16 protein-coding genes and 1 pseudogene are annotated in these 15,182 nt (G+C 68.7%); 10 read left to right on the top strand and 7 right to left on the bottom strand.

The annotated features are described in order from the left end of the window. On the top strand, positions 1–1,155 hold the full coding sequence (gene secF / locus IE307_RS22190; protein ID WP_191300549.1) for a protein translocase subunit SecF: 1,155 nt from the start codon (positions 1–3) through the stop codon (positions 1,153–1,155). A gap of 23 nt (positions 1,156–1,178) precedes the next feature. Continuing rightward, positions 1,179–1,670 carry an adenine phosphoribosyltransferase gene (locus tag IE307_RS22185; protein WP_191300548.1) on the top strand — a complete coding sequence of 164 codons (492 nt, stop codon included), beginning with the start codon at positions 1,179–1,181 and terminating at the stop codon, positions 1,668–1,670. Between the two features lie 49 nt (positions 1,671–1,719). Here the strand turns inward: IE307_RS22185 and IE307_RS22180 are convergent, their stop codons facing one another. Beyond that, complete coding sequence (locus IE307_RS22180) at positions 1,720–2,004, bottom strand: hypothetical protein (RefSeq protein ID WP_191300546.1); 285 nt, start codon at positions 2,002–2,004, stop codon at positions 1,720–1,722. Between the two features lies 1 nt (position 2,005). After that, on the bottom strand, positions 2,006–2,281 hold the full coding sequence (locus IE307_RS22175; protein WP_191300544.1) for a hypothetical protein: 276 nt from the start codon (positions 2,279–2,281) through the stop codon (positions 2,006–2,008). Positions 2,282–2,578: 297 nt separating this feature from the next. Between IE307_RS22175 and IE307_RS22170 the strand changes: the two genes are divergently transcribed. From IE307_RS22170 to IE307_RS22155, 4 genes are all read left to right on the top strand, one after another. After that, positions 2,579–3,799, top strand: coding sequence for an HNH endonuclease signature motif containing protein (locus IE307_RS22170; protein WP_191300542.1), 1,221 nt, complete (start codon positions 2,579–2,581; stop codon positions 3,797–3,799). A gap of 66 nt (positions 3,800–3,865) precedes the next feature. After that, on the top strand, positions 3,866–4,720 hold the full coding sequence (locus IE307_RS22165) for a helix-turn-helix domain-containing protein (protein ID WP_191300540.1): 855 nt from the start codon (positions 3,866–3,868) through the stop codon (positions 4,718–4,720). Further along, positions 4,695–4,871 carry a DUF397 domain-containing protein gene (locus IE307_RS22160; protein ID WP_191300538.1) on the top strand — a complete coding sequence of 59 codons (177 nt, stop codon included), beginning with the start codon at positions 4,695–4,697 and terminating at the stop codon, positions 4,869–4,871. The genes IE307_RS22165 and IE307_RS22160 overlap by 26 nt, the downstream gene beginning before the upstream one ends. Positions 4,872–4,993: 122 nt before the next feature. Next, positions 4,994–7,279: a RelA/SpoT family protein gene (locus IE307_RS22155; RefSeq protein ID WP_191300536.1), complete on the top strand. Its 2,286-nt coding sequence runs from the start codon at positions 4,994–4,996 to the stop codon at positions 7,277–7,279. 81 nt (positions 7,280–7,360) lie between these two features. Here the strand turns inward: IE307_RS22155 and IE307_RS22150 are convergent, their stop codons facing one another. After that, positions 7,361–8,218: a peptidylprolyl isomerase gene (locus IE307_RS22150; RefSeq protein WP_191300534.1), complete on the bottom strand. Its 858-nt coding sequence runs from the start codon at positions 8,216–8,218 to the stop codon at positions 7,361–7,363. 114 nt (positions 8,219–8,332) lie between these two features. Here IE307_RS22150 and IE307_RS22145 point away from each other — a divergent pair, with 114 nt between their 5' ends. The 3 genes and pseudogenes from IE307_RS22145 to IE307_RS22135 all read left to right on the top strand — a co-directional run bounded on the left by IE307_RS22145 (position 8,333) and on the right by IE307_RS22135 (position 10,988). Next, positions 8,333–9,028 (top strand): MBL fold metallo-hydrolase, encoded by a 696-nt coding sequence (locus IE307_RS22145; RefSeq protein WP_191300532.1) that lies wholly within the window; start codon positions 8,333–8,335, stop codon positions 9,026–9,028. Positions 9,029–9,033: 5 nt separating this feature from the next. Further along, positions 9,034–10,281: pseudogene (hisS, locus tag IE307_RS22140) on the top strand (histidine--tRNA ligase); the annotation flags it as partial. Between the two features lie 80 nt (positions 10,282–10,361). Next, complete coding sequence (locus IE307_RS22135) at positions 10,362–10,988, top strand: hypothetical protein (protein ID WP_191300528.1); 627 nt, start codon at positions 10,362–10,364, stop codon at positions 10,986–10,988. Positions 10,989–10,991: 3 nt separating this feature from the next. Here the strand turns inward: IE307_RS22135 and IE307_RS22130 are convergent, their stop codons facing one another. Next, positions 10,992–11,828, bottom strand: coding sequence for a spermidine synthase (locus IE307_RS22130; RefSeq protein WP_191300526.1), 837 nt, complete (start codon positions 11,826–11,828; stop codon positions 10,992–10,994). A 46-nt stretch (positions 11,829–11,874) separates the two neighbouring features. On the opposite strand from IE307_RS22130, the gene IE307_RS22125 reads away from it, so the two are divergent. Next, positions 11,875–12,228 carry a DUF1304 domain-containing protein gene (locus tag IE307_RS22125; protein WP_191300524.1) on the top strand — a complete coding sequence of 118 codons (354 nt, stop codon included), beginning with the start codon at positions 11,875–11,877 and terminating at the stop codon, positions 12,226–12,228. Here IE307_RS22125 and IE307_RS22120 read toward each other — a convergent pair. From IE307_RS22120 to pnuC, 3 genes are read right to left on the bottom strand one after another with little or no spacing between them, the layout of a single operon-like run. After that, positions 12,149–13,495 (bottom strand): YibE/F family protein, encoded by a 1,347-nt coding sequence (locus IE307_RS22120; RefSeq protein ID WP_308436388.1) that lies wholly within the window; start codon positions 13,493–13,495, stop codon positions 12,149–12,151. The genes IE307_RS22125 and IE307_RS22120 overlap by 80 nt on opposite strands. Before the next feature lie 34 nt (positions 13,496–13,529). Continuing rightward, complete coding sequence (locus IE307_RS22115; RefSeq protein WP_191300520.1) at positions 13,530–14,588, bottom strand: AAA family ATPase; 1,059 nt, start codon at positions 14,586–14,588, stop codon at positions 13,530–13,532. Then, positions 14,585–15,163, bottom strand: a complete 579-nt coding sequence (gene pnuC, locus IE307_RS22110; protein ID WP_373306025.1) for a nicotinamide riboside transporter PnuC — start codon at positions 15,161–15,163, stop codon at positions 14,585–14,587. The genes IE307_RS22115 and pnuC overlap by 4 nt, the downstream gene beginning before the upstream one ends. Between the last annotated feature and the right edge of the window lie 19 nt (positions 15,164–15,182).

Here is a 15,182-nt window from a genome sequence, read left to right as displayed (position 1 = left end):
ATGAGCAGCGTGTTCTCGCGCCTCTACGTGGGCAACGGCGCCTTCGACATCGTCGGCAAGCGCACCCGCTGGTACATCGTGTCCGGCATCATCCTGCTGGTCTGCATCGGCTCGATGGTGTTCAAGGGCTTCAACCTGGGCATCGACTTCGAGGGCGGCACCAAGATCTCGCTGCCCTCGGTCTCGTCCAGCAGCCAGACCATCACGACGACCGCCGTCGAGGACACCTACGCGAAGGCACTGCCCGGCAAGAAGCCGAACGCCGTGCAGGCAGTCGGTTCCGGCGCCAGCGCGACGATCCAGCTCAAGTCGCCGGCGCTGAACGTCGCCGAGGTCGCCACCCTCAAGACGGCTCTCGCGCAGGACCTCCAGCCGCAGGGCGGTCAGACGTCGATCTCCGACAGCGCCGTCTCCGCGTCCTGGGGTGGTGAGATCAGCGGCAAGGCCCTGTGGGCCCTGTTCTGGTTCTTCATCGCGGTGACGATCTTCCTGGTGTTCTACTTCGAGTGGCAGATGGCCGTCGGCGCGCTCGTCGCCGTGTTCCACGACGTCATCATCACCGCGGGCGTGTACTCGCTCATCGGCTTCGAGGTGACGCCGGCGACGGTGATCGGTCTGCTCACGATCCTCGGCTTCTCGCTGTATGACACGGTCGTCGTGTTCGACAAGGTCAAGGAGAACACCCGAGGGCTGCTGGGCCTGACCCGCCGCACCTACGCCGAGGCGTCGAACCTGGCGCTCAACCAGACCCTGATGCGCTCGATCAACACCTCGCTGATCGCGCTCCTCCCGGTCGTCGGCCTGCTGGTCGTCGGCGTCGGCATCCTGGGCGTCGGCACCCTGCAGGACCTGGCGCTCGTGCAGCTCGTCGGCATGTTCATCGGCGCGCTGTCCTCGATCTTCATCGCCACCCCGGTGCTGGTGGACCTGAAGATGCGCGACCCGAAGTACATCGCGCAGGCCAAGCGCGTGGCCGCCCGCCGCTCCAAGGCCATCGGCCCGCAGGTCGCCGAGGGCATCGAGTCGGTCGACGACGACGCCCTCAACGCCGACCTGCGCAAGGAGGAGGCGTACGCCGCCGCCGCGTCGGTGCCCCACCGCACCGCCAAGGCAGGCGACGCCCGCCGCCGCCCGACCGGGAAGCGCCAGCGTTGAAACTGGATCGTGCACTGGGACTGATGCGTGAAGTCCGGGACTTCCCCCAGCCGGGGGTCGTGTTCCAGGACTTCACGCCGGTCCTCACCGACCCCGACGCCCTGCGCGCCGTGGTCGACGCCCTCCAGGACAAGATCGACGACAGCACCCAGGTGATCGCCGCCATCGAGTCGCGCGGCTTCCTCCTGGGCGCTGCCCTGGGCTACGGCTGGCGCTACGGCGTCGTGCCGCTGCGCAAGCCGGGCAAGCTCCCGGTCGTCGCCGACTCCCAGTCCTACGCGCTCGAGTACGGCACCGCGTCGCTGGAACTGCCCGCCGACGCCATCCAGCCGGGCCAGCGCGTGGTCGTGGTCGACGACGTGCTCGCCACCGGAGGCACCGCGGAGGCCGCCTGCGCGCTCGTGGAGCGTGCGGGAGGCATCGTGACGGGTGTGTCGGTGGTGCTGGAGATCTCGGTGCTGGAAGGCCGCTCACGGCTCGCGGGCCGTGACGTCCAGGCGCTGATGACCGTCTAGGAGGTTCGTGCTCGGGGCCGGCGACTCGTGTCGCCGGCCCTTTCGCATGTCAGCCCGTGACCGGCATGGCGATGAACCGGTAGACGACCACGACGGTGATGGCCCACAGGAAGTAGAAGATCGGCAGCCCCAGCAGGATCAGCCGCCACGCCTTCATGTCGCCGTGCCCGACCCGTGTCAGCGCGGCGGACGCGCCGAGCCACGGCACCACACCCAGTGCCAGTGTGCGCAGTGCCTCGTCGGGGCCGTTGGTGACCAGGTTGAGCAGGACGATCGCCGCGTACCAGATGCCCGCGAACGCCACGCAGTGCCACAGCGGCCTGTGCGAGTGCATTTCACGCCACCGGCGGCGGGGCCACGAAGGCGGCGCCGACGCTGACGAAGACCAGCGTCACCAGCGATGCGGGGGCCGTCACGACCGCGATCTCCCAGATCTTCGGGGCCTTTGCGCGGCGCAATACGAGCCAGCTCAGCGTCGTTGCGACCGCCCAGCCCACTGATGAGCCGACGATCGACCTCGTGTCGACGTGGCCCGGGTCGTCGAGGGCCAGGTACGCCATCGTGCCCAGCCACACGAACGTCATCGCGCCGCACCAGAGCAGAGTCCTCACGGGGGCGAGTCTGTCAGGTGGGCTCGGCTGCGCGTGCACGGCTTCGCCGAACCGGCACATGCCCTCCTTCGTCGGGCGTGTGCCGGAACGAATTTCTGCGCTCCCTTTTCGTGGACGGTTGCGGCGTGTGGACCGTGTGCGTGCATCGCGTTTATTTGCGTGCGTGGTTGCTAGTGGTTGCGTTGCATCTAGAGAGATGTGCACTAACGGCGCCTATAGCGTTTGTCCAGTCTGTTCACCCGAACGTGTGCCGCCTGACGTAGGTTTTCGTTGTGATATTGCGGTAGTGTCGAACGCATGAGCGAACGAGACTTCCGCCTTCTGGCCACCGACGAGCTGCTTGCCGCAGTCGTCGGAGACGTGGTGGAAATTCGCGTTCTCGAGAATGTGATGATGCAGAAGATCGCGGAACTTTCCCGTCGCGGAGCGGCATCCGAGTTGGGTTATCGGAATGTGGCTCAGTTGCTGCGCCATGCCGTGCGGTGGGACCTGAAGACCGCGAGGCAGTGGGTCGACCGAGCCGAGTCGCTGGCTCAGCAGCTCACGCCCACCGGTTCGGTGCTGGAACCCGAGCTGCCGATCACCGCCGCCGTGGTGGCGGAGGGCGCGCTCTCGGGCGAGCACATCTCGGCGGTGGCCGAGGTGATGAAGGACCTGCCGCCCGCGGCGGAGCAGCCGGTGGTCGAGTTCGCCCAGGCCCACGAGCCCAGTGCGGTGCGGGCGTTCGGCAAGGAGCTGGCGTACCGGCTCCACCAGCAGGACGCGGAGCCGAACGAGGCCGAGCCCAAGCCCTCGGCCAACCGGTTGCGCATGGAGTGGAAGGGCGACTGGCTGGAGGTGTCGGCCAAGCTGGACAAGATCGCCGGAGCGAAGTTCGAGGCGATGATCGACCCGCTGGCCAAGCCCCGCCCGACCACGCCGGAAGAAGGCCCCGACCCGCGCTCGCGTGCCGAGCGGGAAGGCGACGCGTTCGCCGACCTGGTCGACCTGATGCTGCGCGCCGACCGCCTGCCCGAGCACGGCGGTGAGCCGGTCACCCTCACCCTGACGATGCCGTACGAGGGCCTGGTCGCGCAGACGGGCTTCGGCACGCTCGACAACCACGTCCGCGTCCCGGCCACCCTGGTCCGCCGCCTCGCCTGCAACGCGGGCGTGATCCCGGTGGTGCTGGGCGGCCGGTCTGAGGCGATGGACATAGGCCGCAAGGCCAGAACCTTCCCCGCCGCCATCCGCCGCCTGCTGGTGGCCAGAGACCAGGGCTGCACCTTCCCGGGCTGCGACCGCCCGCCGAAGCACTGCGACGCCCACCACCTCAGATTCTGGTCGGAGGGCGGCGGGACGTCCGTGACCAACGCGGCCCTGCTGTGCCGCCACCACCACACCCTCATCCACCGAAGCGACTGGGAGGTGAAGCTCCACAATGGAGTCCCGACCTTCGTCCCACCCGCCTGGCTCGACCCCGCCCGCACCCCGAGAACCAACACGGCGCACCGCGCCGGCCGCCACGTCGCCGCCTAGCGGCGTGCCCGTTTTCATCCGAACGAGCTGGTTCGTGGAGGAGGGTCAATGCCTACCGTCGGACGAATGACTGCGATCACCTCCACCGCCTACAGCCGCGACCTGGGCGACGAGCTGCGCCGCCTCCGCGAGAAGTTCACCGGCCTCACCGGCCACGCCTTCGCGGAACAACTCGGCTGGGACCCGAGCAAGGTCTCCAACATCGAGAAGGGCAAGGCGCGTGCGAGCGAGATCGACCTCGTGCAGTACCTGCTGACCTGCGGCCGCGACACCACCCACTTCGAAGCCTTCCGCGACCGCTACCGCTACGCCTTCGACCCGTACGTGGTCACGGTGCCCGACAACCTGCGCACCCTGGCGTTGGCCGAGGCCCAGGCGAAGCGCATCACCAGCTTCGACGTGCACACCATGCCGGGCCTCATCCAGATTCCGGAGTACGCGCGAGCGCTGTTCGTCGAGGGCGGCCGCGTGGCCCCGGCGGACATCGACAAGGGTGTTCAACTGCGCACGGAACGCCAGGCGATCATGCGGCGCCAGAATCCTCCGGAATGTCTGTTCTACGTGCACGAGCTCGCCTTGCGGTTGAGGGTCGGCGACGACCAGGTCATGGAGGAGCAATACCTGCGCCTGCTCTTCCACACGCACATGCTCCGAATCGTGCCGATGTCGGCGGGCACGGCGCCGGTGAGGCAATCGGCGCGCATGTTGTTCAGTTTCGAGAAGCACACTCCGCTGGCGTACGGCGAAACCGGTCTGGGCCAGGTGTTCGCGCACGACGGCGGTGCCATCCGGGACAGTCGTGAGTTCTTCAAGTGGTTGGATGCCATCGCCTTGGATGAGGGACAATCGCGGAGCTTGCTGGCGAACTACGTCAGCGGACTCCGAAAGGACCTCGATGAGCCACCAGCGGAACTGGCGTAAGAGCTCCTACAGCAATGACACGATCGAGAGCGCCTGCGTCGAGGTGTCGCTCGCCGGAGACGCTCTCGTGCGTGACTCGAAAGCCACTCGGGGTGAGGTCCTGGCGTTCTCGTTCGACTCCTGGCGGGCGTTCGTGAAGGACGTCGCCTGATCGGCTCAACGTAAGTTTGCGCGGCGTTCACCGTGTGAGCTGTGCCGCTCAGCGCGCCATCGGAAGTTTCGTCAGCGTAAACGCGTTATCCTCGGTACTCGCGAGACCCGAGGAGCGTGGGGTTGAGTCAAGACACCGAACCCGCTGCGACGGCTGTTCAACCGTCGGCTACCCGGCGCGTGCGCGCCCGCCTTGCGCGGCGCATCACCGCCCAACGTGCGGCCCCGGTGAAGCAGGTCCTCGAACCTCTCGCCGCCGTGCACCGTGACCTCCATCCCAAGGCCGATCTGGCGCTTCTGCAGCACGCGTATGACGTTGCCGAGGAGAAGCACCGCCCGCAGCGCCGCAAGTCAGGCGATCCGTACATCACCCACCCGCTCGCCGTGGCGACCATCCTCGCCGAGCTGGGCATGGACACCACGACGCTGGTGGCAGCGCTGCTGCACGACACAGTGGAAGACACCGACTACTCGCTCAACCAGCTCAAGGAAGACTTCGGTGAGGAAGTCGCCCGGCTGGTCGACGGGGTGACAAAGCTCGACAAGGTCAAGCTGGGGGCGGCTGCCGAGGCGGAGACCATCCGCAAGATGGTCATCGCGATGGCGAAGGACCCGCGGGTCCTGGTCATCAAGCTCGCCGACCGGCTGCACAACATGCGCACCATGCGGTTCCTGCCGCCCGAGAAGCAGGCCCGCAAGGCCCGCGAGACCCTCGAGGTGCTGGCACCGCTCGCCCACCGGCTGGGCATGGCGACCGTCAAGTGGGAGCTGGAGGATCTGGCGTTCGCCATCCTGCAGCCGAAGAAGTACGACGAGATCGTCCGCCTGGTCGCCAAGCGCGCGCCGAGTCGCGACACGTACCTGAGGTCCGTCGTCAGCGAGCTGAACTCCCAGCTCGAGAGCGCGCGGATCGTCGCGAAGGTCGAGGGCCGGCCGAAGCACTACTACTCGATCAACCAGAAGATGATCGTCCGCGGCCGGGACTTCGACGACATCCACGACCTCGTGGGCGTCCGGATCCTGGTGGACGAGGTGCGGGACTGCTACGCCGCCATGGGTGTCGTCCACGCCGCCTGGCAGCCGATGCCGGGCCGGTTCAAGGACTACATCGCGCAACCGCGGTTCGGCGTGTACCAGTCGCTGCACACGACCGTGATCGGTCCCGACGGAAAGCCCCTCGAGGTGCAGATCCGCACCTCGGAGATGCACCAGAGGGCCGAGTACGGCATCGCGGCGCACTGGCGCTACAAGGAGACCAAGGGCACGCACAACGGCAAGTCCGTCGAGATCGACGAGATGGCGTGGATGCGCCAGCTCCTCGACTGGCAGCGGGAAGCCGCAGACCCCGGTGAGTTCCTGGAGGGCCTGCGCTGGGACCTCGCCTCGCGCGAGATCTTCGTTTTCACCCCCAAGGGTGACGTGGAGACGTTGCCGACGGGTTCCACGCCGGTCGACTTCGCCTACTCCGTGCACACCGAGGTGGGTCACCGCTGCATCGGTGCCCGCGTGAACGGCCGCCTGGTCGCCCTGGAGCGCAAGCTCGAGAACGGCGAGGTCGTCGAGATCTTCACCTCCAAGGCGGAGGGTGCGGGCCCGTCCCGCGACTGGCTGAGCTTCGTGGCGTCCCCGCGCGCCAAGGCGAAGATCAAGCAGTGGTTCGCCAAGGAGCGCAAGGAAGAGGCGATCGAGCAGGGCAAGGACGCGATCACCAAGGAGGTCCGGCGCGTCGGGCTTCCGATCCAGCGCCTGGTCTCTGTCGACTCGATGCAGGCCCTCGCGAAGGAACTGCACTACCCGGACATGAGCGCGCTGTACGCGGCGGTCGGCGAGGGTCACACCTCGGCCCGTCACGTCGTGCAACGGCTCGTGGCGCAGCTCGGCGGTGTCGACCACGCCGAGGAAGAACTGGCCGACCGCGCCACCCCGTCCACGGTCACCCGGCGCCGCCCCACCGGCGACGCGGGCGTGATCGTCAAGGACGCGGGCGACGTGTGGGTGAAGCTCGCCCGCTGCTGCACGCCGGTGCCGGGCGACGACATCCTCGGCTTCGTCACGCGTGGTGGTGGTGTGTCGGTGCACCGCACCGACTGCACGAACGCGGAGGAGCTGCTGAAGTCGCCGGAGCGCCTCCTCGACGTCGAGTGGGCGCCGTCGGCCTCCAGCGTGTTCCTGGTTGCCATCCAGGTGGAGGCGCTCGACCGGCACCGGCTGCTCTCGGACGTCACGAAGGTGCTGGCGGACGAGCGCGTGAACATCCTGTCGGCGTCGGTGACGACGTCGCGCGACAGGGTGGCCGTCAGCCGGTTCTCGTTCGAGATGGGCGACCCGAAGCACCTCGGCCACGTTCTGAAGGCCGTGCGCGGCATTGAGGGCGTCTACGACGTGTACCGGGTGACGTCGGCGTCGTAGCGAGTCACGGCAACTGGGGCAAGAGACGAGAAGAGCCCCCGTCCTGAGAAGGGCGGGGGCTCTGTCGTGTCCGGGCAGCTCTTAGTTGGCGACCAGCGCCGACTTGATGTCGACCGCGGTCTTCGGCTTGCCGTCGCCCTGGCCGGGCTGCTGCGAGACCGTGCCGGTCTTCGCGACCTCGTCGATCTTCTTCAGCGACTCCTCGTCGACCGTGCCGAAGATCGAGTACTTGGCCTGCAGGTTCGCGCCGTCGCCGTAGACGATGAAGAACTGCGAGCCGTTGGTGTCCGGGCCCGAGTTCGCCATGGCGAGCACGCCGCGGCCGTAGGTGAGCTCCGGGTAGACCTCGTCCTTGAACGAGTAGCCGGGGCCGCCCATGCCGTTGCCGCCGGGGTCGCCGCACTGCAGGACCTGGATGCCGGTCACCACGAGGCGGTGGCACGTCGTGTTGTCGAAGTACTTCTGCTTCGCGAGGTTCACGAAGTTGTTCACCGTGCACGGCGCGAGCGCGCGGTCCAGGTTGAACTTCAGGTCACCGATCGAGGTGCCGAGCGTGACGCCGACCGTGCCGGTGGCGGGCTGCTCGCCGTTCGCGGGCGGCGTGTTCTCCTTGGCCGCCGGCTCCTGGCCCTTCGTGTATTCACAGTTCACCTTGTCCGGCAGCGCCTGGGGGCGCTTCGGGATCTGGTGCAGCGCGGTGGGGATGTTCTCCGCCTTGTCCACCGACTCCTGGGTAGGAGTCTCCGACGCGGCGGCGTCACCGTTGCCGAAGACGTTGCTGGTCGCGAGGAACCACACACCACCTCCAACGAGCGCAACAACGACGACCGTCGAGACGACGGCGATGATGCGACGCTTCTTGGCCCGCTCCTGGCGGTACACCATCTGACGCTCAAGCTTGCGCTTGGCGTTCGCGCGTCGCTGCTCGTTGGTGGGCACGTGCTCCCTCCCCAGGGACTCATGCGAATAGGGCGGTCGGCTCGGCAGTCTAGGGCCTGGGCATATGAGCTTTGTGTGGTGGTTAGGCTGTCCTTGAACAGGGAGGTCATTTTCGTGCTCGTGATCGGGTTCCCCACCGGGGCGCTCCAGGCGAACTGCTTCGTCCTGGCGGCCGGTGAGGGCGAGCCCTGCGTGATCATCGACCCCGGTCAGGACGCGGTCGAGCCGATCGAGCAGGTCTTGCGCAAGCACCGTCTCACGCCTGTCGCCGTGCTGCTCACGCACGGGCACTTCGACCACACCTTCTCCGTCACCCCCGTCTGCGACGGCAACGACGTCCCCGCGTACATCCACCCCGATGACGTGGCGATGCTGTCCGACCCGCTCAAGGGCATCAGCGCCGAGTCGGCCGCGTTCTTCGGCGGCAACCTCGAGATGCGCGAGCCCTCGGAGGTCCGCGAGCTGACCGACGGCCTCGAGCTGGACCTCGCCGGGCTGCGGATCGCCGTCGACCACACGCCGGGCCATACCGGCGGGTCGGTGATGTTCCGCTCCGGCGCGCAGGAAGGGGGTCGCCTGGTCCTCTCGGGTGACACGCTCTTCGCCGGTTCCATCGGACGCACCGACCTGCCGGGTGGCGACCACTCCGCGATGCTGTCGTCCCTGCAGGGCAAGGTCATGACCTTGCCCGACGACACGGTGGTGCTGCCCGGCCACGGCCCGACGACGACCATAGGCCGCGAGCGTGCGACGAACCCCTACCTGCTCCAGTTGCAGGACGCTCCGGCCGCCCCTCACCGAGGACTTTGAGAGACGTGTTTTCCGCACCCAAGGGCGTTCCCGACTACATCCCGCCGACGTCTGCCGCTTTCGTGCACGTCCGGTCGACTCTGACGCGGGCCGCCGAGCTCGCGGGCTACGGCTACGTCGAGCTGCCGGTCTTCGAGGACACGGCGCTGTTCTCGCGCGGTGTCGGTGAGTCGACCGACGTCGTGACGAAGGAGATGTACACCTTCCAGGACCGCGGCGAGCGGTCCATCACGCTGCGCCCCGAGGGCACCGCGGGCGTGATGCGGGCGGTGATCGAGCACAGCCTCGACCGCGGCTCGCTGCCGGCGAAGCTCTACTACGCGGGCCAGTTCTTCCGCGCCGAGGCGCCGCAGGCCGGCCGGTACCGGCAGTTCCACCAGGTCGGCATCGAGGCGATCGGCATCGACGACCCGGCCCTGGACGCCGAGGTCATCGCCGTCGGCGACGCCGGGTTCCGCGCGATCGGCCTCACCGGCTACCGCCTGGAGCTCACCTCGCTGGGCGACGCGAACTGCCGTCCCGCCTACCGGGAGAAGCTGCAGGCGTTCCTCGCGACGCTGCCGCTCGACGAGGCGACCCGTCAGCGCGCCGAGCTGAACCCGCTGCGCGTGCTCGACGACAAGCGTCCCGAGGTGCGCGAGCTGGTCGCCGAGGCGCCGCTGATGGTCGACAACCTGTGCGACGCCTGCCGTGAGCACTACGAGCTCGTCAAGGGCTACCTGACCGAGCTGGGCGTGAAGTTCGTCGAGAACCCGCGCATGGTCCGCGGCCTCGACTACTACACGAAGACGACGTTCGAGTTCGTGCACGACGGTCTCGGCGCCCAGTCGGGCATCGGCGGCGGCGGTCGTTACGACGGCCTGATGGCGCAACTGGGCGGCCAGGAGCTGTCCGGCGTCGGCTTCGGTCTCGGCGTCGACCGCGCGCTGCTCGCGGCGCAGGCCGAGGGCGTGCTGCCGGAGTTCTCCCGCGTCGACGTGATCGGCGTGCCGCTGGGCGAGGCCGCACGGGCGCGCCTGGTGGCGATCGCCGGTGAGCTGCGCGCCGCGGGCGTGCGCACCGACCTGGTGTACGGCGGCCGCTCGATGAAGGCGGGCTTCAAGGCCGCCGACAAGTCGGGCGCGAAGCTGGCGCTGGTGCTGGGCGAACGCGACCTCGAAGCCGGCAACATCGGCGTGAAGACCCTCGCGACCGGCGACCAGGTCACGGTGGCGCTGGCGGACGTGGTGTCGGCGGTGCGCGACTCGCTGAAGACCGCGGCGTTCGTGGACGCGGTACCTGGTGGGGTCGAGGGCCTGGCGTCGGACGTGGCCGAGGCGGTGCGAGAGACGCCGTGAGCGACGACAAGCTCGTTCTCGACCTGCTCGACAAGGCGACGGTCCGCAAGCGTGCGCGCATGGTGGCGATCGGCGGCATCATGGTCGCCCTCGCCTTCGGCGCGATCGTGGGCCTGATCGGCGGCCGCTGGCCCGGTGTCATCGCCGGGGCGATCGTGGCGGTGCCGGTCATCCTGCTGGCGCTGTCCGAGGCGCGTCGCACGGTGTGGCTCGAGGGCACGACGGTCCACGTGCGGGCGTTCGGCACCCGCAAGGTCGACCTGGCCACCGCCGACGGCCTCGACCTGCTGGTCACCGACCTGCGCGGCGCCCGGACCGTGGGCCTGTTCGTGCGGGGGAACAAGAAGGCGATCAACGTCGCCCTGTCGATGTACGCGGGAACGGGCGGTCGCGAGCTGGGCGTCTACCAGCTGCGCCGCCTGGCCGACGCCGTCGCCGCACGCGGCGACACGCCCGGCCTGGTGTTCTCGGAGCTGCTCGTCGCCCAGCTGCGGGCCGAGGCCCGGGGGCTGGCGGCGGCGGAACGGCCGCTGTACCGGCTGGGCTCGCTGGCCCCGGCCGGGCGGATGGCGCAGAAGCTCCATCCGGACGCCGTGTCGAAGTTCGTGACCTCGCTGGACTGAGGTTCAGGTTCCCCAGAGGCCCGAGGGTGGCGCGGGGGACAGGGTGGCGGTCGCGTCGGTGGTGACCGGCGCGCCACCGATGAACTTCGTCAGCCCCGTCCCGTGCTCCACGCGGCCCTGGAACGGGTCGCTCGCCGTCGCGCGGGTCAGCTGCTGCATCGGCAGGCCGGTGTGCGAGGCCATGATCACGAAGTTGCCGAAGCGGCGGCCGCGGAACACGCCCGGTTCGGCCATCACGCAGACGTGTTCGAACACCGCGCGCACGGTGGCGCACTGGGAGCGGGCGAACTGCAGGCCGTTGCCGTCGCCGATGTTGGCCGCGTAGATGCCGTCGTCCGCGAGGGCCGCCGACGCCTGTCGCACGAACTCCACGGACGTCAGGTGCGCGGGTGTGCGGGCGCCGGCGAAGCAGTCGGACACGATGAGGTCGAACGAGCCGGGACGGGCTTTGACGAGCACGGCGCGGGCGTCGCCGGTGGTGATCCTCACCCTGGACGGCGGCGGCAGCTCGCGGCGGATGAACGCGATCAGGCCCGCGTCGATCTCGGCCACCTGCTGAGACGCGCGAGGGAGTAGATCGGCCACGTAGCGCGCTAGCGTGAGAGCGCCACCACCGAGGTGGAGCACACGCGAAGGCGCGGTGAGATCGACGATGTGACCCAGCCGGCGGACGTACTCGAACTCCAGGTAGGTCGGGTCGTCCAGGTCCACATGCGACTGTGGGGTTCCGTTGACCCGCAACGTCCAGGAGTTCCGTCCACCGAGGTCGGGGACCAGTTCGGCGACACCGGAGTCGATCGACTCGGTGATCGCCTCGGTGTCGGGCCGTTGTCTTCCCACTGCTCTATTGTCTCATCGCGTGTGTCAGCTCTGAGGAGGAACCCAAGTGCAGGTCATCGCCAACGTACTGCTCGCCCTCGTGGCGTTGATCCACATCTACATCGTGGTGCTGGAGATGTTCCTCTGGACGACCCCGCGCGGGCAGAAGGCGTTCGGCCTCACGCCCGAGTACGCGCAGTCGACCAAGGCGCTCGCCGCGAACCAGGGCCTGTACAACGGCTTCCTCGCCGCCGGTCTGATCTACGCGATCGTCCGGCAGGACTTCGGTGCGTCGGTGCTCTTCACGGTGTTCGTGATCGTCGCCGGCATCTACGGCACGTTCACGGCGAGCCGGAAGATCTTCTTCGTGCAGGTGGTGCCGGGCGTGCTGGCGCTGCTCTTCGTGCTCCTGGCCCGCTAGCCGGTCCGCTCGGCCGCTCCCACGGCCCCTTGTCGGGGTCGTAGCCGGTGAAGAGGTCGCCCTCGATGCGCGCGGGCCGTGGTTTCACGGGCTTCGCGGCGCGCTTCACGGTCTTCGGCTCGGGTTCCGGCTCCGGCTCGGGGTCGGGTTCCGGTGCGGCGATCGGGGCGACCTCCTGGCGCACCGCGACCAGCGCGGCCAGGGCGGTCGTCACCGGGATCGCCGCCACCAGGCCGATGCTGCCGACGAGGGTCCGCACGATCTCCTGCGCGATCTGCTGCGAGGTGAGGATCTCGCCCATCGACCGCCCGGCCAGCGAGATCGCCAGCAGCAACGGCAGTGCCGCGCCCGCGTAGGCCATCACGAGCGTGTTCACGACGGACGACATGTGGTCGCGCCCGATCCGTGAACCGGCCGCGAACAGCTCGCGCCACGTCAGCTTGTCGTTGGCCCGCCGCAGCTCCCACACCGCACTGGTCTGAGTGACCGTCACGTCGTCGAGCACGCCCAGCGCGCCGATCAGCGCGCCCGCGAGCAGCAGCCCGCGCGTGTCGATGTTCGTGCCGAGCAGCGTGACGAGGTTCGTCGTGTCCTCGTCGAGGCCGGTCAGCTTCGCCGCCGCCGAGAACAGCGCGCCCAGCACGCCGATCAGCGCGAGGCTGACCAGTGTTCCGAGCACCGCGGTCGATGTTCGTGCCGATATGCCGTGCGTCAGGTACAGCACCACGAACATGATCAGTCCGGCGCCGACCACCGCGACCATCAGCGGGCTCTTGCCCGCGAGGATCGACGGCATGATGAACAACACCAGCACCACGAAGCTCAGCAGCAACGCGCCGAGCGCCGCGAGCCCCTGCCACCGCCCGAGCAGCAGAACGGCGGCCGCGAACAGCAGCGCCAGCAGGGCCAGCGACCACCCGCGCTGGAAGTCGACGATCTGGTACGACTCGGCGGCCTGCGGCTGGCTGCCCGCGTAGGACAGCACCACCTCGTCGCCGAGCTGGAAGTTCGGCGCTCCGGGACCCTTCACGCTCGGGATCGTGATGCTCTGGCCGCTCACCGCGCCGTCGGTCATCCGCACGGTGATCGCGACGCACTTCTCGCCGCAGTTCTCGGCCACGCCGGTGACGACGGCCTCGACCGGCGTCTGGTGCAGCCCGATCTCCGCGCCGGTCTTCTGCTCGACCCCGAACGGGTAGAGCAGCGCCGCGCCGACGACCGTGGCCAGTGCGAACGGCACCAGCAGCCACAGCAGCAACGTGCGCACGCGCTGTGATGCCGGTTCCTCGTTCAGCGCATGGCTATGCCCGTGACCGTGACCCACGCGCGACATCCTGCCCCATGAGATGTTCGACGGCCGTGACGCCCGAGCGGAACCTGTCCTCGGTGAGCTTGAGCCACGGCACCCCGCGCTTGCGGAGTTCGCGTTCGAACAGGCCGGTCATCCACTCGCGGAGGTGTTCGCCGTCGCGCCAGCCGTCCTGTTCGAACGGAACGCCGACGTGGTCGGTCAGCAGGTAGAGGTCCGGTTCGGTGCCGGGGAAGATCTCCGGCCGGAAACCGAGGTAGCGCTCTCCCCAGACGGTCGCGGCGAACGCGTCGTTGTCCGCGATCACCAGGGGAGCGGTCTCGGCCCGGATGCGGCGTTCCTGTTCGTGCGCAACGTCTTCGAAGTCGCCCAGGGTCCACACCAGACCGTCCACGGTGGCCGACGGGTCGAACGCGCGCGCGGCGGTGAGCTTGTGCTCGGTGTGCTCGCGGCCGTACTCCGGGATCCAGGGCGCTCCGAAGTGGTCGGCGAGCTGGTGCGAAAGGGTTGTCGTGCCGGTGCTCTCGGCGCCGAGGACCACGACCTTGCGGCCCAGGCCGCGCTGGGTCGCGGGCGCCAGGTGGTGCCAGTGCGCGACGGGATCGGTGCGCACCGCCGTGCCGGAGACCGGGTGGGCGAGGCGGTCGAGGTCGACGAGGACGTGCCGGGCGCCGAGCCTGCGCGCCAGTTCGTCGCCGTACTTCTCGCTGGAGAACACGACGTCGACCGGGGCCGTCGAGGGGTCGCCGTCCGCGATCGCCCGCCTGGCCAGGACGGCGCGGGTCAGCGCGACGTGCAGGTCCCAGATCTCGTCGGAGTCGAAGTCCATCGGGTGGTCGTCGAGGTCGCCGACGATCCGGACGCTCGGATCCATGTGGGTCTCGGTCAGCCAGCGCACGCGGTGTTCGAGCGGGAGGGTCTCGGCCGACGACGCCAGCACCGTGACGGTCGTGCGCGCGCTGCGCGAGGCCGCCGTCTCGATGAGGTGGTGGTGGCCGTTGTGCGGTGGGTAGAACTTGCCGAGCACGAGGGCGTGGTCGAACTCCTTCACGCCGGCACCTCGTCGCTCTTGAGGTCCTTCGTCCAGTTCCGCAACCCCAGCACGCACAGCACCATGAACCCCACGTACAACACCGCTGTCAGGTAAAGCTCCTTGTACGCGTAGAGCGGCACGTAGATCACGTCCGCGGCGATCCACAGCCACCAGCACTCGACCTTCTTACGCGCCTGCCCCCAGGTGGCGAGCAGCGACAGGACGGTCGTGATCGCGTCCCAGAAGGGCACCGTGGACGCGGTGAACGACACCAGAACCCAGTGCAGCAGCCCGGTTCCGAGCACGCCGGCCATCGCGAGCCAGACCCACTGCGGCGTCGTGGTCCGGCTGACGTGCAGCGTGGAGTGCTGCTCGCCGCCGCGCACCCACGCCCACCAGCCGTAGACGGCGAGTGCCATGTAGACGATCTGGAGGCCGGAGTCGGCGTACAGGCCGCTGCCCCAGAACAGCACGAGGAACGCGATGTTGTTGGCGATGCCGATGGGCCAGTTCCAGGGGTTTTGCCGGGCGACCAGCCACACGCAGAGTGCGCCCGTGACGAAGCCCGCAACCTCAATGGGTGACAACTGCACTCCTTGACCGCTGTTCGAA

Origin of the sequence: Lentzea cavernae (assembly GCF_014653695.1) — a bacterium.
GTDB classification, from domain to species: domain Bacteria; phylum Actinomycetota; class Actinomycetes; order Mycobacteriales; family Pseudonocardiaceae; genus Lentzea; species Lentzea cavernae.
The sequence above is the reverse complement of the archived record's forward strand: the minus strand, read 5'-3'. Positions and strand labels throughout refer to the sequence as shown.